This is a genomic window from Pseudomonas mandelii, assembly GCF_900106065.1.
Taxonomy (GTDB): Bacteria; Pseudomonadota; Gammaproteobacteria; order Pseudomonadales; family Pseudomonadaceae; genus Aquipseudomonas; species Aquipseudomonas mandelii.
This window is the reverse complement of the sequence record NZ_LT629796.1, coordinates 2,479,218-2,497,384: the sequence shown is the minus strand read 5'-3', so window position 1 is coordinate 2,497,384 and position 18,167 is coordinate 2,479,218. Positions and strand designations below refer to the sequence as shown.

At 60.9% G+C, this 18,167-nt stretch carries 16 protein-coding genes; 6 read left to right on the top strand and 10 right to left on the bottom strand.

Features of this window, described 5'->3' with window-relative positions; all coding sequences use genetic code 11:
• Positions 1-124: 124 nt before the first annotated feature.
• Complete coding sequence (locus BLU63_RS11245) at positions 125-1,045, bottom strand: LysR substrate-binding domain-containing protein (RefSeq protein WP_083375468.1); 921 nt, start codon at positions 1,043-1,045, stop codon at positions 125-127.
• 159 nt (positions 1,046-1,204) lie between these two features.
• Here BLU63_RS11245 and BLU63_RS11240 point away from each other — a divergent pair, with 159 nt between their 5' ends.
• Positions 1,205-2,599: a NorM family multidrug efflux MATE transporter gene (locus BLU63_RS11240; RefSeq protein WP_042932982.1), complete on the top strand. Its 1,395-nt coding sequence runs from the start codon at positions 1,205-1,207 to the stop codon at positions 2,597-2,599.
• Between the two features lie 108 nt (positions 2,600-2,707).
• Here the strand turns inward: BLU63_RS11240 and BLU63_RS11235 are convergent, their stop codons facing one another.
• On the bottom strand, positions 2,708-4,381 hold the full coding sequence (locus BLU63_RS11235; RefSeq protein WP_010465155.1) for a putative bifunctional diguanylate cyclase/phosphodiesterase: 1,674 nt from the start codon (positions 4,379-4,381) through the stop codon (positions 2,708-2,710).
• 262 nt (positions 4,382-4,643) lie between these two features.
• On the opposite strand from BLU63_RS11235, the gene rep reads away from it, so the two are divergent.
• Complete coding sequence (gene rep / locus BLU63_RS11230; protein WP_010465157.1) at positions 4,644-6,653, top strand: DNA helicase Rep; 2,010 nt, start codon at positions 4,644-4,646, stop codon at positions 6,651-6,653.
• Between the two features lie 84 nt (positions 6,654-6,737).
• Positions 6,738-7,310 carry a xanthine phosphoribosyltransferase gene (locus BLU63_RS11225; RefSeq protein WP_010465159.1) on the top strand — a complete coding sequence of 191 codons (573 nt, stop codon included), beginning with the start codon at positions 6,738-6,740 and terminating at the stop codon, positions 7,308-7,310.
• Between the two features lie 127 nt (positions 7,311-7,437).
• Here BLU63_RS11225 and BLU63_RS11220 read toward each other — a convergent pair whose 3' ends face one another.
• The 6 genes from BLU63_RS11220 to dadA form a co-directional block, all read right to left on the bottom strand.
• Entirely contained in the window at positions 7,438-9,360 is a 1,923-nt protein-coding gene (locus BLU63_RS11220) for an acetyl-CoA hydrolase/transferase C-terminal domain-containing protein (RefSeq protein WP_083375467.1), read from the bottom strand.
• 138 nt (positions 9,361-9,498) lie between these two features.
• Positions 9,499-9,909, bottom strand: coding sequence for a c-type cytochrome (locus tag BLU63_RS11215; protein WP_083375466.1), 411 nt, complete (start codon positions 9,907-9,909; stop codon positions 9,499-9,501).
• Between the two features lie 182 nt (positions 9,910-10,091).
• Positions 10,092-10,640 (bottom strand): cupin domain-containing protein, encoded by a 549-nt coding sequence (locus BLU63_RS11210; protein ID WP_007947433.1) that lies wholly within the window; start codon positions 10,638-10,640, stop codon positions 10,092-10,094.
• A gap of 126 nt (positions 10,641-10,766) precedes the next feature.
• Entirely contained in the window at positions 10,767-11,840 is a 1,074-nt protein-coding gene (gene alr / locus BLU63_RS11205) for an alanine racemase (protein WP_083375465.1), read from the bottom strand.
• 104 nt (positions 11,841-11,944) lie between these two features.
• On the bottom strand, positions 11,945-12,298 hold the full coding sequence (locus BLU63_RS11200; protein WP_010465169.1) for a RidA family protein: 354 nt from the start codon (positions 12,296-12,298) through the stop codon (positions 11,945-11,947).
• Positions 12,270-13,574, bottom strand: a complete 1,305-nt coding sequence (gene dadA, locus BLU63_RS11195; protein WP_010465171.1) for a D-amino acid dehydrogenase — start codon at positions 13,572-13,574, stop codon at positions 12,270-12,272. The genes BLU63_RS11200 and dadA overlap by 29 nt, the downstream gene beginning before the upstream one ends.
• Before the next feature lie 157 nt (positions 13,575-13,731).
• Here dadA and BLU63_RS11190 point away from each other — a divergent pair, with 157 nt between their 5' ends.
• Positions 13,732-14,220 (top strand): Lrp/AsnC ligand binding domain-containing protein, encoded by a 489-nt coding sequence (locus BLU63_RS11190; RefSeq protein ID WP_010465173.1) that lies wholly within the window; start codon positions 13,732-13,734, stop codon positions 14,218-14,220.
• Positions 14,221-14,350: 130 nt separating this feature from the next.
• On the opposite strand, the gene BLU63_RS11185 is transcribed toward BLU63_RS11190, so the two are convergent.
• Entirely contained in the window at positions 14,351-14,704 is a 354-nt protein-coding gene (locus BLU63_RS11185) for a YkgJ family cysteine cluster protein (RefSeq protein WP_007947437.1), read from the bottom strand.
• A 147-nt stretch (positions 14,705-14,851) separates the two neighbouring features.
• Here BLU63_RS11185 and BLU63_RS11180 point away from each other — a divergent pair, with 147 nt between their 5' ends.
• A complete protein-coding gene (locus BLU63_RS11180) occupies positions 14,852-16,144 on the top strand; it encodes an NAD(P)/FAD-dependent oxidoreductase (protein ID WP_083375464.1) in 1,293 nt (430 codons plus the stop codon).
• Positions 16,145-16,280: 136 nt separating this feature from the next.
• Here BLU63_RS11180 and BLU63_RS11175 read toward each other — a convergent pair whose 3' ends face one another.
• Positions 16,281-16,526 (bottom strand): DUF1127 domain-containing protein, encoded by a 246-nt coding sequence (locus tag BLU63_RS11175; RefSeq protein WP_010465178.1) that lies wholly within the window; start codon positions 16,524-16,526, stop codon positions 16,281-16,283.
• Positions 16,527-16,705: 179 nt separating this feature from the next.
• Here BLU63_RS11175 and BLU63_RS11170 point away from each other — a divergent pair, with 179 nt between their 5' ends.
• Complete coding sequence (locus tag BLU63_RS11170; protein ID WP_010465180.1) at positions 16,706-18,139, top strand: aminotransferase-like domain-containing protein; 1,434 nt, start codon at positions 16,706-16,708, stop codon at positions 18,137-18,139.
• Positions 18,140-18,167 lie beyond the last annotated feature (28 nt).

Genomic DNA, 18,167 nt, shown 5'->3' with positions numbered 1-18,167 from the left:
AATTAGAGGAATTACAGGGGACCTGCACGAAGGTCCCACCTGCAGATTTTCGGCGGCAAACCTGAATACTTGAGTAAATAGCCGGGATATGGCTCAAGGCCTCTATTGCTGGGGCTCCATCGATTCAGCTCAAGCGTTCTACATCGGGTAAATCCATGGCCCGGACCTCGCCTTGCAGAAAGTCGCTGAGGCGGCGCAAACGTTCACCTCCCGGGCGGGTTTTCGGCCAGACGAGGTAATAATGCTCACCGCTGGCGACAGCCGTCGGCCACGGCAAACTCAGACGACCCTGCGCGACATCTTCCGCCACCATCAGCAAATCCCCCATGGACACGCCATAGCCTCGGGCCGCCGCGATCATGCCCAACTCCAGCGTGTCGAAAACTTGCCCGCCCTTGAGCGAGACCTGATCCGTCAGCCCCATGCGCTCCAGCCAACTGCGCCAGTCACGACGATCTGGCGTTGGATGCAGCAGCTCTGCGCTGGCCAGGCGTGCGACGTCCCACGGCTGGTCCTTCAGCAGGTTCGGCGCGCCGACCGGGATCAGTTCTTCCGGGAACAGCAACGTCGCCTCCCAGTCCGGAGGAAAACGCCCGTTACTGAGGATGACGGCGCAGTCGAAGGGTTCGTGGTTGAAGTCCACGGTGTCGATGTCCATCCAGGCACTGGTCAATTGCACTTCGTTGCCCGGTTGCAGGTGCCGGAAGCGACTCAGGCGCGCCAGCAGCCAACGCATGGTCAACGTCGACGGGGCTTTCATGCGCAAGATGTCGTCTTCGGCGCGCAAGGTATTGCAGGCGCGTTCGAGCGCGGTGAAACCTTCACGGATGCCAGGCAGGATCAACCGCGCCGACTCGGTCAGTTGCAGGTTGCGCCCGCTGCGGTGAAACAGCCGGCAGGCGAAATGATCTTCGAGGGTACGAATGTGTCGACTGACCGCACTTTGGGTGATCGACAATTCTTCAGCGGCGCGGGTAAACGAGCTATGCCGCGCCGCCGCTTCGAATGCGCGCAGGGCATACAAGGGAGGAAGACGACGGGACATTGGGAAAGCTCCTATAGCGCGGTTGCGCCACGTTAGCAGAAACTTGCCTGCATGAGTCTGACTCATGCCACCCATCCTTTTTATCCCTTTGTGAAAACCCCGCAGAGCGCCGAGAATCGGCTCTCTCCTGTTTACTCCGATAACCGAGGCGTGATGACCATGCAGCATCCAGCACGTACCGAACTCCGGGCCATCCTGCGGCTGGCGGGGCCGTTGATTGCCTCGCAGTTGGCGCACATGCTGATGGTCCTCACCGACACCTTAATGATGGCGCGCCTGAGTCCCGAAGCGCTGGCCGGTGGCGGCCTGGGCGCGGCAACGTATTCGTTCGTGTCGATCTTCTGCATCGGCGTGATCGCAGCGGTCGGCACCCTGGTGGCGATCCGTCAGGGCGCAGGCGATATCGTCGGTGCCGCGCGCCTGACCCAGGCCGGCTTGTGGCTGGCGTGGTTGATGGCGCTGGTGGCCGGCCTGCTGCTGTGGAATCTGAAACCGGTGCTGCTGCTGTTTGGCCAGACCGAAACCAACGTCCAGGCTGCCGGGCAGTTCCTGCTGATCCTGCCGTTCGCCCTGCCCGGCTACCTGAGCTTCATGGCCCTGCGCGGTTTCACCAGCGCCATCGGCCGGGCGACCCCGGTGATGGTCATCAGCCTCGGCGGCACCGTGGCCAACTTCCTGCTCAACTACGCGTTGATCACCGGGATGTTCGGCTTGCCGAAAATGGGCCTGGTGGGCATCGGGCTGGTCACGGCGATCGTCGCCAACCTGATGGCCGTGGCGCTGGCGCTGCACATCCGTCGGCATCCGGCTTACGACGCGTATCCGCTGCGCCAGGGTCTGTCGCGGCCTAACCGCCAGTACCTGAAAGAGCTGTGGCGTCTCGGCCTGCCCATCGGCGGCACCTACGCGGTGGAAGTCGGGTTGTTTGCATTCGCTGCGCTGTGCATGGGCACCATGGGCAGTACGCAACTGGCGGCGCACCAGATCGCCCTGCAGATTGTTTCGGTGGCGTTCATGATTCCGGCGGGGCTTTCTTACGCGATCACCATGCGCATCGGCCAGCACTACGGTGCCGGGCAGTTGCTGGACGCGCGACTGGCCGGCCGGGTGGGGATCGCCTTTGGCGCGGCGGCGATGCTGGGTTTTGCCATGGTTTTCTGGTTCCTGCCGAATCAGTTGATCGGCTTGTTCCTGGACCACAACGACCCGGCCTTTCGAGACGTCTTCAACCTGGCTGTGAGCCTGCTGGCGGTGGCGGCATGGTTCGAGCTGTTCGACGGCACCCAAACCATCGCCATGGGCTGCATCCGCGGGCTCAAGGATGCCAAGACCACGTTCCTGGTCGGACTGGGTTGCTATTGGCTGATCGGTGCGCCGGCGGCGTGGTGGATGGCGTTCAACTTGAACTGGGGGCCGACAGGCGTCTGGTGGGGATTGGCGCTGGGCCTGGCGTGCGCGGCGGTGAGCCTGACGCTGGCGTTTGAGTGGAAGATGAAAGGGATGATTCGGCGCGAGCCGTCAGTACAGCGTTTCGAAGTCCCTCAGACAGACTGAGATCCCCTGTAGGAGCGAGGCTTGCCCGCGAAGGCGTCGTGTCAGTTAACAAAGATGTCGACTGATGTGACGCCTTCGCGGGCAAGCCTCGCTCCTACAGGGGCGGGGTTAGCTCACGATTTCGAGGGCAGGCTGCTGGCTGCTGCCAAACGTCAGATACTCAACCAACTCCGCCAACGGCAGCGGCTTGCTGATCAGATACCCCTGCACCTGATCGCAACCAAACCCGCGCAACAACTCCAGCTGCTCCGCCGTCTCCACGCCTTCGGCCACCACTTCAAGGTTGAGGTTGTGCGCCAGGTTGATCATCGCGTGGACCAATTTGCGATTCTCTTCCCGCTCTTCCATGCCGCCGACAAAGCTCTTGTCGACCTTGAGCAAGGCAATCGGCAGGCTGTTGAGGTGCACGAAGGACGAGAACCCGGTGCCGAAATCATCCAGTGAGAAGCGCACGCCCAGGCGCCCGAGGGCGTCCATGGTCTGTTTCACCAGGTCGCTGCGGCGCATGACCGCAGTTTCGGTCAGTTCGAATTCCAGCCATTGCGCCTCGACGCCACGCTCGGCGATCAGCCGGCTCAGGGTCGACAACAACTGGCTGTCCTGAAACTGCCGGAACGACAGGTTGATCGCCATGTGCAGCGCCGGCAAACCACGCTCGCGCAATGCCTGCATGTCCCGCAGGGCCCGGGAAATCACCCAGTAACCGAGCGGTACGATCAAACCGCTTTGCTCCGCCAGCGGCACGAACTCGCTGGGCGCCAGCAAACCGCGCTCGGCATGCCGCCAGCGCACCAGGGCTTCGAGGCCGACGATCTGGCCGTCCTCAAGGTTCAGGCGCGGCTGGTAATGCAACTCCAGTTCATCACGGCGCAACGCCCTACGCAGCTCGCTTTCGAGGTCGGCCATGCTGCGGGCATTGCGGTTGATGCGTTCGTTGAAGATATGAAAGGTGCAGCCCTGAGTGCTCTTGGCTTGCTGCATGGCGATGTGCGCGTGCCACATCAGCGGGTCGGCGCCGGCCTGGGCCCGGGCGTGGGCGATGCCCAGGCTGGAACCGATCAACAGGCTTTCGCCGTCGACCCAGTAAGGTTCGGCCAGGGCTTCGGTGATGCGCTCGGCCATCCATTCGGCGCGCTGAGGCGCGCGGCGGGTGTCGATCAGCAAGGCGAATTCATCGCTGCCAAGCCGCGCCAGTTGATCGCCGGCCTCAAGCTGGCTTTTCAGCCGCGCAACCACTTGCAGGATCAACCGGTCGCCGGCCTGGTGGCCGAGGGCATCGTTGGCGTGACGGAAGTTGTCGAGATCAAGGTGACCGAGGGCCAGGCCACGGCCGTCGTTTTCCGCCAGACGCGCGGCCAGCAAGGTCTGGAAGCCCTGACGGTTGGCGATGCCTGTCAGCGGGTCTTGCTCGGCCAGGCGTTGCAGAGTGTTTTCCAGCAAGCCACGTTCGCGCACATGCCGCAGGCACCGGCGCAGCATGCCGGCATCGAGATGGTCGCGCACCAGCCAGTCGCTTACACCATCGGGCGACGTCAGGGGCTCGTGCTCGAGCAGCAGCACTGTCGGCAAGCTGCATCGGCCTGGCAGAGGCTGAAGTGCTGGAATGGTCAACAACACCGCGTTGCGGTTGTCATCGAACAGACTGCTGACCGACTCCCAGCTCGGCGCGCTGATAAGCACGGCCGAGCTCCCCATCGGAGCCAGACACTCGCGCAACAACGCTGCCCACACCGGCTCTTCGGCCAGTAGCAGCAAACGCAAGGGTTCGACAGGCGTAGACAAGCTAGCTCCCTAGACTCTGCAAAGATGTAGGCGACGGGCATTATGCCGCGCCTGTAACCAATGACCAAATGACATCAGTTATCAAACGTGAGTTTGTGTCTGGAATACGAACATTAGCCGCTAATTCACCGCGCATCCTGCTTGAAAGTATCAAAACCGGCAAATAGAGATAGCGTGGTGCGTCACAAGTCGGAGAGAGCAGCACAATTCGCTGAGCCTGTTAAAATGCCGGCCCATTTCACTAACGACTCCCTGATTTCGTATGTCCCGACTCAATCCCCGGCAGCAAGAAGCCGTGAGCTACGTCGGCGGCCCTCTTTTGGTGCTCGCCGGCGCCGGCTCCGGCAAGACCAGCGTGATCACCCGCAAAATTGCGCATCTGATCCAGAACTGCGGCATCCGCGCCCAGTACATCGTCGCCATGACCTTCACCAACAAGGCCGCGCGCGAGATGAAGGAACGGGTCGGCACCCTGCTCAAGGGCGGCGAAGGCCGTGGCCTGACGGTGTGCACCTTCCACAACCTGGGCTTGAACATCATCCGCAAGGAACATGTTCGCCTGGGCTACAAGCCGGGCTTCTCGATCTTTGACGAAACCGACGTCAAAGCCTTGATGACCGACATCATGCAGAAGGAATACTCGGGCGACGACGGCGTCGACGAGATCAAGAACATGATCGGCTCGTGGAAAAACGACCTGATCCTGCCGCCCGAAGCCCTGGAAAACGCGCGCAATCCCAAGGAACAGACCGCCGCCATCGTCTACACCCACTATCAGCGCACGCTCAAGGCGTTCAACGCGGTGGACTTCGACGACTTGATCCTGCTGCCGGTGAAGCTGTTCCAGGAACACGCCGACATCCTCGAAAAATGGCAGAACAAAGTCCGCTACCTGCTGGTGGACGAATACCAGGACACCAACGCCAGCCAGTATTTGCTGGTGAAACTGCTGATCGGCACGCGCAACCAGTTCACCGTGGTCGGCGACGATGACCAGTCGATCTACGCCTGGCGCGGTGCCCGCCCGGAAAACCTGATGCTGCTCAAGGACGATTACCCGTCCCTGAAAGTCGTCATGCTCGAGCAGAACTACCGCTCCACCAGCCGCATCCTGCGCTGCGCCAACGTGCTGATCTCGAACAACCCGCACGAATTCGAAAAGCAGCTGTGGAGCGAGATGGGCCACGGCGACGAGATCCGCGTGATCCGCTGCCGCAACGAAGACGCCGAAGCCGAGCGCGTGGCCGTGGAACTGCTGACCCTGCACTTGCGCACGGACCGGCCTTACAGCGATTTCGCGATCCTGTATCGCGGTAACTACCAGGCCAAGCTGATCGAACTGAAGCTGCAGCACCACCAGATTCCGTATCGTTTGTCCGGCGGCAACAGCTTCTTCGGTCGCCAGGAAGTGAAAGACCTGATGGCCTACTTCCGCCTGATCGTGAACCCGGACGACGACAACGCCTTCCTGCGGGTGATCAACGTCCCGCGCCGGGAGATCGGTTCGACCACGCTGGAGAAGCTGGGCAACTACGCCACCGAGCGCAAAATCTCGATGTATGCCGCCACCGACGAAATCGGCCTGGGCGAGCACCTGGATGCGCGTTTCACCGATCGTCTGTCACGCTTTAAGCGCTTCATGGACAAGGTCCGCGAGCAATGCGCCGGCGAAGACCCGATCTCGGCGCTGCGCAGCATGGTCATGGACATCGACTACGAGAACTGGCTGCGCACTAACAGCTCCAGCGACAAGGCCGCCGATTACCGCATGGGTAACGTCTGGTTCCTGATCGAGGCGTTGAAAAACACCTTGGAGAAAGACGAAGAAGGCGAGATGACCGTCGAAGACGCCATCGGCAAACTCGTCCTGCGCGACATGCTGGAACGTCAGCAGGAAGAGGAAGACGGCGCTGAAGGTGTGCAGATGATGACCTTGCACGCTTCCAAGGGCCTGGAATTCCCTTACGTGTTCATCATGGGCATGGAAGAGGAAATCCTCCCGCACCGCTCCAGCATCGAAGCCGACACCATCGAAGAAGAACGCCGCCTGGCCTACGTTGGCATTACCCGCGCGCGTCAGACCCTGGCCTTCACCTTCGCCGCCAAGCGCAAGCAATACGGCGAGATCATCGACTGCGCGCCGAGCCGCTTCCTGGATGAGCTGCCGCCGGACGACCTGGCGTGGGAAGGCAACGACGACACACCTGTTGAAGTCAAAGCCGTTCGCGGCAATACCGCATTGGCGGATATACGGGCGATGTTAAAGCGCTAGAATTGAGCACTTTTTAACCGAACACTTTTTAACCAGGCATTTTTGACAAGCTAGGCGCACATGGCGCCAGTAGAGGAACGCTTCATGGAAGCACTGCACCAGAAAATCCGCGAACAAGGCATCGTGCTTTCCGATCAGGTCTTGAAGGTCGACGCCTTTTTGAACCACCAGATCGACCCGGCCCTGATGAAGCTGATCGGCGATGAATTCGCTGCGCTGTTCAAGGACTCGGGCATCACCAAGATCGTCACGATCGAAGCTTCGGGCATCGCCCCGGCGATCATGACCGGCCTGAACCTCGGCGTGCCGGTGATTTTTGCCCGCAAGCACCAGTCACTGACCCTGACTGAAAACCTTCTGTCGGCGACCGTTTACTCGTTCACCAAGCAGACCGAAAGCACCGTGGCCATCTCCCCGCGCCACCTGACCAGCAGCGACCGCGTGCTGATCATCGATGACTTCCTGGCCAACGGTAAGGCGTCCCAGGCGCTGATCTCGATCATCAAACAGGCCGGCGCCACCGTCGCCGGCTTGGGGATCGTGATCGAGAAGTCGTTCCAGGGTGGGCGTGCGGAACTGGATGCCCAAGGTTATCGCGTTGAGTCGCTGGCTCGTGTGCAGTCGCTGGCTGGCGGCGTCGTGACCTTCATCGAATAAAGCCACACCGCATATCCCTTGTGGGAGCGAGCCTGCTCGCGAAAGCGCCGGATCAGTCAACGATGATGTCGACTGATACTCAGCATTCGCGAGCAGGCTAGCTCCCACAGTGGTTTTGGAGTGGCTGTTATGGCGCGGTGGCCTTGAGGCCGGTGAGCAGTAGCCGCTGAAACAGGTCCTCTTTCAGCCCTTCCGGGTTGGTCAGCTGCATCCGCTCCAGATGCTCGGGAAACGCCGCAGGCTCCGGCGCATCCAGTGCAGCCTTGCCCAACTCCAGAATCTCCGAGAGCTTGAACTTGCTCTTCAACCAGTTCAGCGACCGCAACAAATCCCTCTCCACCGCAGTGAAATCACACCCCAGCGGATACTCCGGAAACAAATTCGGATGCAACGCCTGAATCGCCTGCAAACGCTCCGGGCTGTTGTCGGCAAAACGCGGATCGATGCGGAAATTCTTCGGCAATTTGCCAACGTTCTGCGCCTGCTCGATCAACCCCGGCTGGAAGCGAGAGTCGCTGATATTCAGCAATGCCTCGATCACCGCCGCATCGGTCTTGCCGCGCAGATCGGCGATGCCGTACTCGGTGACCACGATGTCCCGCAGATGCCGTGGGATCGTGCAGTGGCCGTATTCCCAGACGATGTTCGAACTGACCTCACCGCCCGCCTCGCGCCAGCTGCGCAACAGCAGCACCGACCGCGCGCCCTCCAGCGCATGGCCCTGAGCAACAAAGTTGTATTGCCCGCCAACGCCGCTCAGCACTCGCCCGCTTTCGAGCTGATCGGCCACGCCCGCGCCGAGCAGGGTCATGGTGAACACGGTGTTGATGAAGCGCGCGTCCAGGCGCTGCAAGCGTTTGAGTTCTTCCTGACCGTAGAGCTCGTTGATGTAGCTGATGCGGGTCATGTTGAATTCGAGTCGCTTGCTTTGCGGAAGCTCGCGCAGGCGCTCGTAAAAACTGCGCGGCCCGAGGAAGAACCCGCCATGCACCGAGATGCCATCGGTTTGCGCGGCTTCGTCGAGAGTGCCGGCATTGGCTTGTTGCTGGGTCGGCACGTCCGGGTAGACCTTGCGCCGTACGATTCCGGCATCGGCCAGTACCAGCAAGCCGTTGACGAACATTTCGCTGCAACCGTAAAGGCCCTTCGCGAACGGATCGATGCCGCCTTCGCGGTCGATCAACTGCGCCCACTGGCTGAGATTGATATCCGCCAGCAACGCCTTGTAACCGGCATTGTCGGCCTGACGCGCCAGCAACGCTGCGGTCAGGGCATCGCCCATGGCACCGATGCCTATCTGCAAGGTGCCGCCATCGCGCACCAGCGTACTGGCGTGCAAGCCGATGAAGTGATCCTGAAAACCCACGGGCATGTTCGGCGTGGAGAACAGTGTGGTGTTGTCCTTCTCGTCGATCAGCAGGTCGAAGGTGTCGATACCTATTTCGGCGTCACCGGGCATGTAGGGCAAATCGTTGTGCACCTGGCCCACCAGCAGGATCGTCTCTCCCGCCGCCCGGCGCTTGGCGATCATCGGAAACAGGTCGAGGGTGATGTCTGGGTTGCAGCTCAGGCTCAGACGATCCGGGTGTTCGGCGTGGCTGGCCACCAGTTGCGCCACGAGGTTCAAACCGGCGGCGTTGATGTCCCGCGCGGCGTGGCTGTAGTTGCTGCTGACGTAGTCCTGCTGGGCCGATTCGCTATGCAGCAGGCTGCCGGGCTGCATAAAGAATTGATGGACGTGAATGTTCGCCGGCAGGCTGTCTTTGTGAAGTCCGGCGAGAAAATCCAGCTCCGGATAATCGCCAAACACCCGCTCGATGAAGGGTTCGAGGAAGCGCTTTTGCAAACCGTCGCCCAAGGCCGGGCGGCCCAGGCACAGGGCAGTGTAGATCGTCAGCTGCCGGTCGGGCAGTTGCGCGACGCGCTGGAACAACGCGTTGACGAAGTGGTTGGGTTTGCCCAGGCCCAGGGGCAGGCCCATGCGGATATGCGCTGGCAACCGCGCCAATACGTCATCGACCGCCTGCTCGATAGAACACAGCTGCACCATCTGATCCTCCCTTACATTCCGTGAATTGGGGTTGGACCGAGCTTGCCGGGCCTTTACTGCAAAGAATAGTCCCCAAGGAAAATCGCAGGCACAAAAAAACCGCTCGTAAGCGGCTTTTTCGCTGAAGATGCTGGCGTGTTACAGGCCGGACATTTCTTTGATGGCGCCCTTCAGCTCGTCGTCGGAGCAGTCGGCGCAGGTGCCTTTAGGCGGCATCGCATTGATACCGGTAATGGCTTTGGCCAGGATGCCGTCTAGGCCGCCCTGGTGATCGGCGCGCTCTTTCCAGGCAGCCTTGTCGCCGATTTTCGGCGCACCCAGCAGGCCGGTTCCGTGGCAAGCATTGCAATGTTTTGCAATCACATCTTTAGGCGCCTTGGCACCGCCACCGCCAGTAGCAGCAGCAACTTCCATCCCCTTGCACTCTTGACCCTGGACGCAAACCTGGCCGACTGGCTCAAGGCGTTTAGCAATATCGTCGTTGGTCGCTGCTTGTGCGCTGACTGCCCATAGGGCCAATACGGTTGCTGGTACGGCCAGCATTTTCATAATTAGATTCACGCGTTCACCCTCAATGGTGGCTAGTCACGCCTACGGCCACGGTTCGCAGGCGGGCGCAAGTATAACGGTAACCCCGTCACACTGAAACAACCCCAAAGTCGAAGGGGTCTTGTTGCGCAATGGAAAAACGGTTCGGGTGCCTCCGCCATGCTGGCAGGACGCCTCTTCTCTTAGAAATTCGCGGGCGTGGCTGCGCTGATTAGTCGCGCCGGCGCATCGAACGGGTTACGGAAACGGTGTGGCTTGGTACTTTCAAAGTAGTAGCTATCCCCCGCTTCGAGCACAAAAGTTTCGAGGCCTACCACCAGTTCCAGTCGGCCTTCCACCAAAATGCCGGTTTCCTCGCCCTCATGGGTGAGCATCTCGTCACCAGTGTCGGCGCCAGGCGGGTAGATTTCATTGAGGAAGGCGATAGCCCGGCTCGGATGCGCCCGACCGACCAGTTTCATGGTCACTGCACCATCGGAAATATCGATCAGCTCGTTGGCCTTGTAGACGATCTGCGTCGGTTTTTCCTGCAGGATTTCTTCGGAAAAGAACTCGACCATGGACATGGGAATCCCGCCCAGTACCTTCCTCAGCGAACTGATCGAGGGGCTGACGCTGTTCTTCTCGATCATGGAAATCGTGCTGTTGGTGACGCCCGCGCGCTTGGCGAGCTCACGCTGGGAAAGACCTTTGAGCTTACGGATGGATTGCAGTCGTTCACCGACGTCCAAGCTTGCGCCTCCAAGATTCAGGTTGTAGAAATATTGAGCGTTATCATGGCGACAGCGTTCAGTATTTACAACACTTTGGCCTGAATCCTGTTCAGCGAAGCGACTTCCGGTACGGACTGCTGACCGCTAACCCTCGGAATAGAGCTTTGGCACCCGGCGCAGGTTGCAGAAGATCTGATAGGGAATCGTGTCAGCGGCGGCGGCCACGTCGCTGGCGAGGATGTTTTTACCCCACAACTCAACGGTCGAACCCAGGCCGGCCTGCGGTACATCGGTCAGATCGATGCAGAGCATGTCCATCGACACCCGGCCAATCAACTGGCTGCGCTGCCCGGCGACCAACACTGGCGTGCCGGTCGGTGCCTGACGCGGGTAACCATCGGCATAACCCATGGCCACCACCCCGACGCGCATGGGCTTGGGGGTGATGAATTTGGCGCCATAACCGATCGGCTCGCCGGCCGGCAGTTCACGCACGCAGATCACTTTCGATTCCAGGGTCATCACCGGCTGCAAACGGGAGGCCACGGCGTTGGCTTCTTCAAACGGCGTGGCGCCGTAGAGCATGATGCCCGGGCGAACCCAATCGCTCGGAATCTGCGGCCAACCGAGTACCGCCGGCGAGTTGCGCAAGCTGATCTCGGCCGACAAACCTTTACGTGCCGCTTCAAACACAGCGACCTGCTCGGCGCTGGCCTGCTCGTGCAGCTCATCGGCGCGGGCGAAGTGGCTCATCAAGACAATCTTCGCCACCTTGCCGCTGGCCAGCAGCCGTTGATACGCCGCGTGATAATCCTTTGGATGCAAGCCAACCCGGTGCATACCGGAATCGAGCTTGAGCCAGACCGTGATGGGTTTGCTCAACGCGGCGTTCTCGATGGCTTCGAGCTGCCACAACGAATGCACCACGCACCAGAAATCATGCTCGACGATCAGCGACAGCTCATCGGCTTCGAAAAAACCTTCCAGCAACAACACCGGCGCCCGAATGCCAGCCGCGCGCAGCTCCAACGCTTCTTCGATACAAGCCACGGCAAATCCGTCCGCCTCGGCTTCCAGCGCCTGGGCGCAACGCACCGCGCCATGGCCGTAGGCATCCGCCTTGATCACGGCGAGGGCCTTGGCCCCCGTGGTTTCACGGGCGATCCGGTAGTTGTGACGCAGGGCTTGAAGGTCGATCAGGGCACGGGCTGGACGCATGGCGGCAGACTTCTAGGCGGTCATGGGAATAAAAACCGGCGCTGGCTGACGGCGTGAACCGCCAACAGCACCGGAAGAGGGATCTTTCTAACGTCCTGACAGGCTTACGGCAGAGCGGCGACGACCGACAGCTCGATCAGGATTTGCGGTTCGCACAGCTTCGACTCAACGGTCGCGCGGGCCGGGGCGACGCCTTTTGGCAGCCACTTGTCCCACACCGCGTTCATGCCTTCGAAATGCGCGTCGATGTCTTTCAGGTAAATCGTAACCGAGAGCAAACGGCTCTTGTCGGTGCCTGCCAGATCGAGCAAACGCTCGATATTGGCGAGGGTTTCACGGGTCTGCTGTTCAATCCCGGCATTCATGTCGTCGCCGACCTGCCCTGCCAGATAGACGGTGCCGCTGTGGACAACGATCTGGCTCATGCGCTCATTGGTGAGCTGGCGCTGGATTGACATGTTTTGCGGACTCCTGAAGTTTTGTGCCGTAACGGGAAATATCGAGGCCTTCGGCGCTGATCTGCGGCGTTTTCTTCGCCATCAGGTCAGCCAGCAAACGGCCGGAGCCGCACGCCATGGTCCAGCCGAGCGTGCCGTGACCGGTGTTCAGGAACAGGTTGCTGAACGGGGTGGCACCAACGATGGGCGTGCCGTCCGGAGTGGTCGGACGCAGACCGGTCCAGAAACTCGCCTGGGCCAGATCGCCGCCCTGAGGATAAAGGTCGTTGACGATCATCTCCAGGGTTTCGCGCCGACGCGGGTTCAGCGACAGGTCAAAACCGGCTATTTCAGCCATGCCGCCGACGCGGATGCGGTTGTCGAAACGGGTGATCGCGACCTTGTAGGTCTCGTCGAGAATGGTCGAGGTCGGAGCCATCGCCGGGTTGGTGATCGGCACGGTCAGGGAGTAACCCTTGAGCGGATACACCGGGGCCTTGATGCCCAGTGGCTTGAGCAGTTGCGGCGAGTAGCTGCCGAGTGCCAGCACGTAGCGATCCGCGGTTTCCAGCTTGCCGTCGATCCATACGCCGTTGATGCGATCACCGGCGAAGTCGAGCTTCTGAATGTCCTGGCCGAAACGGAATTCCACGCCCAATTTGACGGCCATTTCGGCCAGGCGAGTGGTGAACATCTGGCAGTCGCCAGTCTGGTCGTTCGGCAGGCGCAAGGCACCGGCGAGGATATCAGTGACGCTGGCCAGGGCCGGCTCAACGCGGGCAATGCCAGCGCGGTCGAGCAGTTCGAACGGCACGCCGGACTCTTTCAGAACAGCGATGTCTTTCGCCGCGCCGTCCAGTTGAGCCTGGGTGCGGAACAGTTGGGTCGTCCCGAGGCTGCGGCCTTCATAGGCTATGCCGGTTTCAGCGCGCAGTTCGTCGAGGCAGTCACGGCTGTACTCGGACAGACGCACCATGCGCTCCTTGTTCACCGCATAACGGCTGGCGGTGCAGTTGCGCAGCATCTGCGCCATCCACAGGTATTGGTCGATGTCGGCGGTGGCCTTGATCGCCAGCGGTGCGTGGCGCTGCAACAGCCACTTGATGGCCTTGAGCGGCACGCCCGGCGCGGCCCACGGCGAGGCATAACCCGGCGATACCTGCCCGGCGTTGGCGAAACTGGTCTCCATGGCAGCGGCCGGCTGACGGTCCACCACCACCACTTCGAACCCGGCACGCGCCAGATAATAAGCACTGGTGGTACCGATGACGCCGCTACCCAAGACCATAACGCGCATTTTCATATCCCTCATCGCGGCTTGCCGCTGACGTTCGTAGTTGTAGAGCATTGATGTGCGCAGTGTAAAAAAGATTAGGCAGTGCTTTTCACTATATAACTGCCTATATTTGGCGAGAATTCTCGGCAAAAACCCTTTTCACGGAGGCGCATCCCCTATGCGTACCAACACTCAGACCAAACGTGAGCTGGACAAGATCGACCGCAACATCCTGCGGATCCTGCAAGCGGACGGACGCATCTCCTTCACCGAGCTTGGGGAAAAGGTCGGGCTCTCGACCACTCCGTGTACCGAGCGGGTCCGGCGCCTGGAGCGCGAAGGGATCATCATGGGCTACAACGCCCGGCTCAATCCGCAGCACCTCAAGGGTAGTCTTCTGGTGTTCGTCGAGATCAGCCTCGACTACAAATCCGGCGACACTTTCGAAGAGTTCCGACGTGCGGTGCTGAAACTGCCCCATGTGCTGGAGTGCCATTTGGTGTCGGGGGATTTCGACTACCTGGTGAAGGCGCGGATTTCCGAGATGGCTTCCTACCGCAAGCTGCTGGGCGACATCCTGCTCAAGCTGCCGCATGTGCGCGAATCCAAGAGCTATATCGTGATGGAAGAGGTGAAAGAGAGTTTGTGCCTGCCGATTCCGGATTGAGACTTTGTGGTGTCTGTTGCCGATCGTTCCCACGCTCTGCGTGGGAATGCAGCCCGGGACGCTCTGCGTCCCATCCAGAGCCGAACGCGGAGCGTCCGTTGAGGCATTCCCACGCGAAGCGTGGGAACGATCACACGAGCACTTGGCGTGTCGACGCCATGTACTCATGAATCTGCTTCTCCACCCGCGGATGAATCAGCTCCACGGGCCCCCGCCCATTCGGGCACGGCAAGGTCTTGGTGGTCCCAAACAACCGGCAGATCAGCGGCCGCTCGTCATACACCGTGCAGCCATTGGGGCCCAGGTGCACGCAGTTGAGCTCATCCATCGCCGCATCCTGCTCGGCCCGGGTCTTGCGCGGCAGGCGGGACATTTCTTCCGGCGAGGTGGTCACCGGTCCACAGCAGTCATGGCAGCCGGGCACGCACTCGAACGAGGGGATCTGCTGGCGAAGCGTGCGGATTTTCTGGCTGTTGCAGCTCATCGAAGCGGTGACCCAAAGCGGAATAGACCGGGATTCTGACGCAAAAGCCGCGATCCAGACAGCACGAACCGACCAATGTTGCCCGCGCCGGAACGTCCGGCTTATGCTCCGTCAAATTTTATAGACACACGAATCAGGGACGCTCACATGAATGCCCGTGCCCAGCACACTGCCTCTTACTACGCCGCCAGCAGCCTGCCGCAGCCCGATCATCCGGTGCTGCAAGGCGATCTGGTGGCGGACGTGTGCGTGGTCGGTGGCGGGTTTTCCGGGCTGAACACGGCGCTTGAGCTGGCCGAACGCGGCCTCAGCGTGATCTTGCTGGAAGCGCACAAGATCGGCTGGGGTGCCAGCGGACGCAATGGCGGGCAATTGATTCGCGGCGTCGGTCATGGCCTCGATCAGTTCACCGACGTGATCGGTGCGCAAGGCGTGCGCCAGATGAAACTCATGGGCCTGGAAGCGGTGGAAATCGTCCGCCAGCGTGTCGAGCGTTTCCAGATTCCGTGCGACCTGACCTGGGGTTACTGCGACCTGGCGAACAAACCCCGCGACCTCGAGGGTTTCGCCGAAGATGCCGAAGAGCTGCGCAGCCTCGGCTACCGCTATGAAACCCGGCTGCTGCAAGCCAATGAAATGCACTCGGTGGTGGGTTCGGACCGCTACGTCGGCGGCTTGATCGACATGGGTTCGGGCCATCTTCACCCGCTTAACCTGGCACTGGGCGAAGCGGCCGCCGCACAGCAGCTGGGCGCAAAGCTGTTCGAACACTCGGCGGCGACCCGCATCGATTACGGCCCCGAAGTAAAGGTCCATACCGCCCAAGGCTCGGTTCGCGCCAAGACGCTGGTGCTGGGCTGCAACGCCTACCTCAACCAACTCAACCCGCAGCTCAGCGGTAAGGTGCTGCCCGCGGGCAGCTACATCATTGCCACCGAGCCGTTGAGTGAAGAGCTGGCGCACTCGCTCCTGCCGCAGAACATGGCGGTCTGCGATCAACGGGTGGCGCTGGATTACTACCGGCTTTCGGCGGATCGACGCTTGCTGTTTGGCGGTGCCTGCCATTATTCGGGCCGCGACCCGAAGGACATTGGCGCGTACATGCGGCCGAAGATGCTGGAAGTCTTCCCGCAACTGGGCGGGGTGAAGATTGACTATCAATGGGGCGGGATGATCGGCATCGGCGCCAACCGACTGCCGCAGATTGGCCAGCTCAAGGATCAGCCGAATGTGTATTACGCCCAGGCGTATTCCGGACATGGGGTGAATGCCACGCACCTGGCGGGCAGGTTGTTGGCCGAGGCGATCAGCGGGCAGCAAGGGGGCGGGTTTGATCTGTTCGCTCGCGTCCCGCATATCACCTTCCCCGGCGGGAAGCATTTACGCTCGCCGCTGTTGGCGCTGGGGATGTTGTGGCATCGGCTTAAAGAGTTGGTCTGAGGAAGTTGTAGCGTTTTTGCGGACGCCTTCGCGGGCAAGCCTCGCTCCTACAGGTTATGCGTCGGTCGGAAGATCGACACTAACCCTGTAGGAGCGAGGCTTGCCCGCGAAGAGGCCCGCCAGAACACCGCAAAACTCAGATCCGCCAGAAAGGCTTAAGCCCCTCCTCCCGCGCCTGCTCCCGACTCAACCCCACATCCCTGAGTTGCTCGGGCGTGAGCGTCAGCAACGCCTTGCGCGTGTGCAGACGATGCCAGAACAGACCCCAGCGACTCAGGCCGGACGGCGCATTGCGCATGACTGCCTCGCGCGCACCGTTTTTCTGCCCTGCCGCCAGTTCCTGACTGTGTAACGTCAGCCGCACATCGCTCAAGCCGTTCATTTTGATTGCTCCTGTTTACTTGGGTAGCCAGAGCTTTCATGATGCGCGGACGGCAAAAAGCATTACAGATTCAACGAGACTGTATTAACCCCATACAGATTCTTCGACTCAGCGTCTGAATCCGATAATTTAGCCCCATCTGTACTGGTTAACCGAATCACCCGCATCGAGACTGCGCCATGACCCTTTACGTCAACCTCGCCGAATTGCTCGGCACCCGTATCGAACAGGGCTTCTATCGCCCCGGTGACCGGCTGCCGTCGGTGCGGGCGTTGAGTGTCGAGCACGGGGTCAGCCTGAGCACTGTGCAGCAGGCCTATCGCGTGCTGGAAGACAGCGGGCTGGCGACCCCCAAACCCAAGTCCGGCTACTTCGTACCGGTGGGCCGCGAATTGCCGGAGCTGCCGGCCATCGGCCGTCCGGCCCAGCGTCCGGTGGATATTTCGCAGTGGGATCAGGTGCTGGAATTGATCCGCGCCGTCCCGCGCAAGGACGTCGTGCAACTGGGCCGCGGCATGCCGGACATCACCACGCCGACCATGAAACCGTTGCTGCGCAACCTGGCGCGCATCAGCCGTCGCCAGGACATGCCCGGTCTGTATTACGACAACATCTACGGCACCCTCGAACTGCGCGAGCAGATCGCACGCCTGATGCTCGATTCCGGGTGCCAATTGACCGCCCACGACCTAGTGGTGACCACCGGCTGCCATGAAGCGCTGTCCACCAGCATTCGTGCTATTTGCGAGCCGGGGGACATCGTGGCGGTGGACTCGCCCAGCTTTCACGGCGCCATGCAGACCCTCAAGGGCCTGGGCATGAAAGCCCTGGAAATCCCCACCGACCCGATCACCGGGATCAGCCTCGATGCGCTCGAACTGGCGTTGGAGCAATGGCCGATCAAGGCCATACAGTTGACGCCCAACTGCAACAACCCGCTGGGCTACATCATGCCGGAATCGCGCAAACGCGCCTTGTTGACGCTCGCACAGCGCTTCGACGTAGCGATTATCGAAGACGATGTGTATGGCGAACTCTCCTACAGCTACCCGCGCCCACGCACGATCAAATCCTTCGACGAAGACGGCCGCGTGTTGCTGTGCAGTTCCTTTTCCAAAACCCTGGCACCCGGGCTGCGCATTGGCTGGGTCGCGCCCGGACGCTATCTGGAACGGGTGCTGCACATGAAATACATCAGCACCGGCTCTACCGCGCCGCAACCGCAGATTGCGATTGCCGAATTTCTCAAGGCCGGGCATTTCGAACCGCATTTGCGGCGGATGCGCACGCAATACCAACGCAGTCGCGACCTGATGATCGACTGGGTCACGCGCTATTTCCCCGCCGGCACCCGCGCCAGTCGCCCGCAAGGCAGCTTCATGTTGTGGGTTGAGCTGCCGGACGGCTTTGACACCCTGAAACTGAATCGCGCCCTGCATGATCAAGGCGTACAGATTGCCGTCGGCAGCATCTTTTCCGCCTCGGGCAAGTACCGCAACTGCCTGCGGATGAACTACGCTGCCAAGCCAACACCGCTGATCGAAGAAGCCGTGCGCAAGGTCGGCGCCGCAGCGATCAAACTGCTGGCAGAAACGGACCACATCACCGACTGACCTTTCTCAGGAATCCAGCGTCCATATA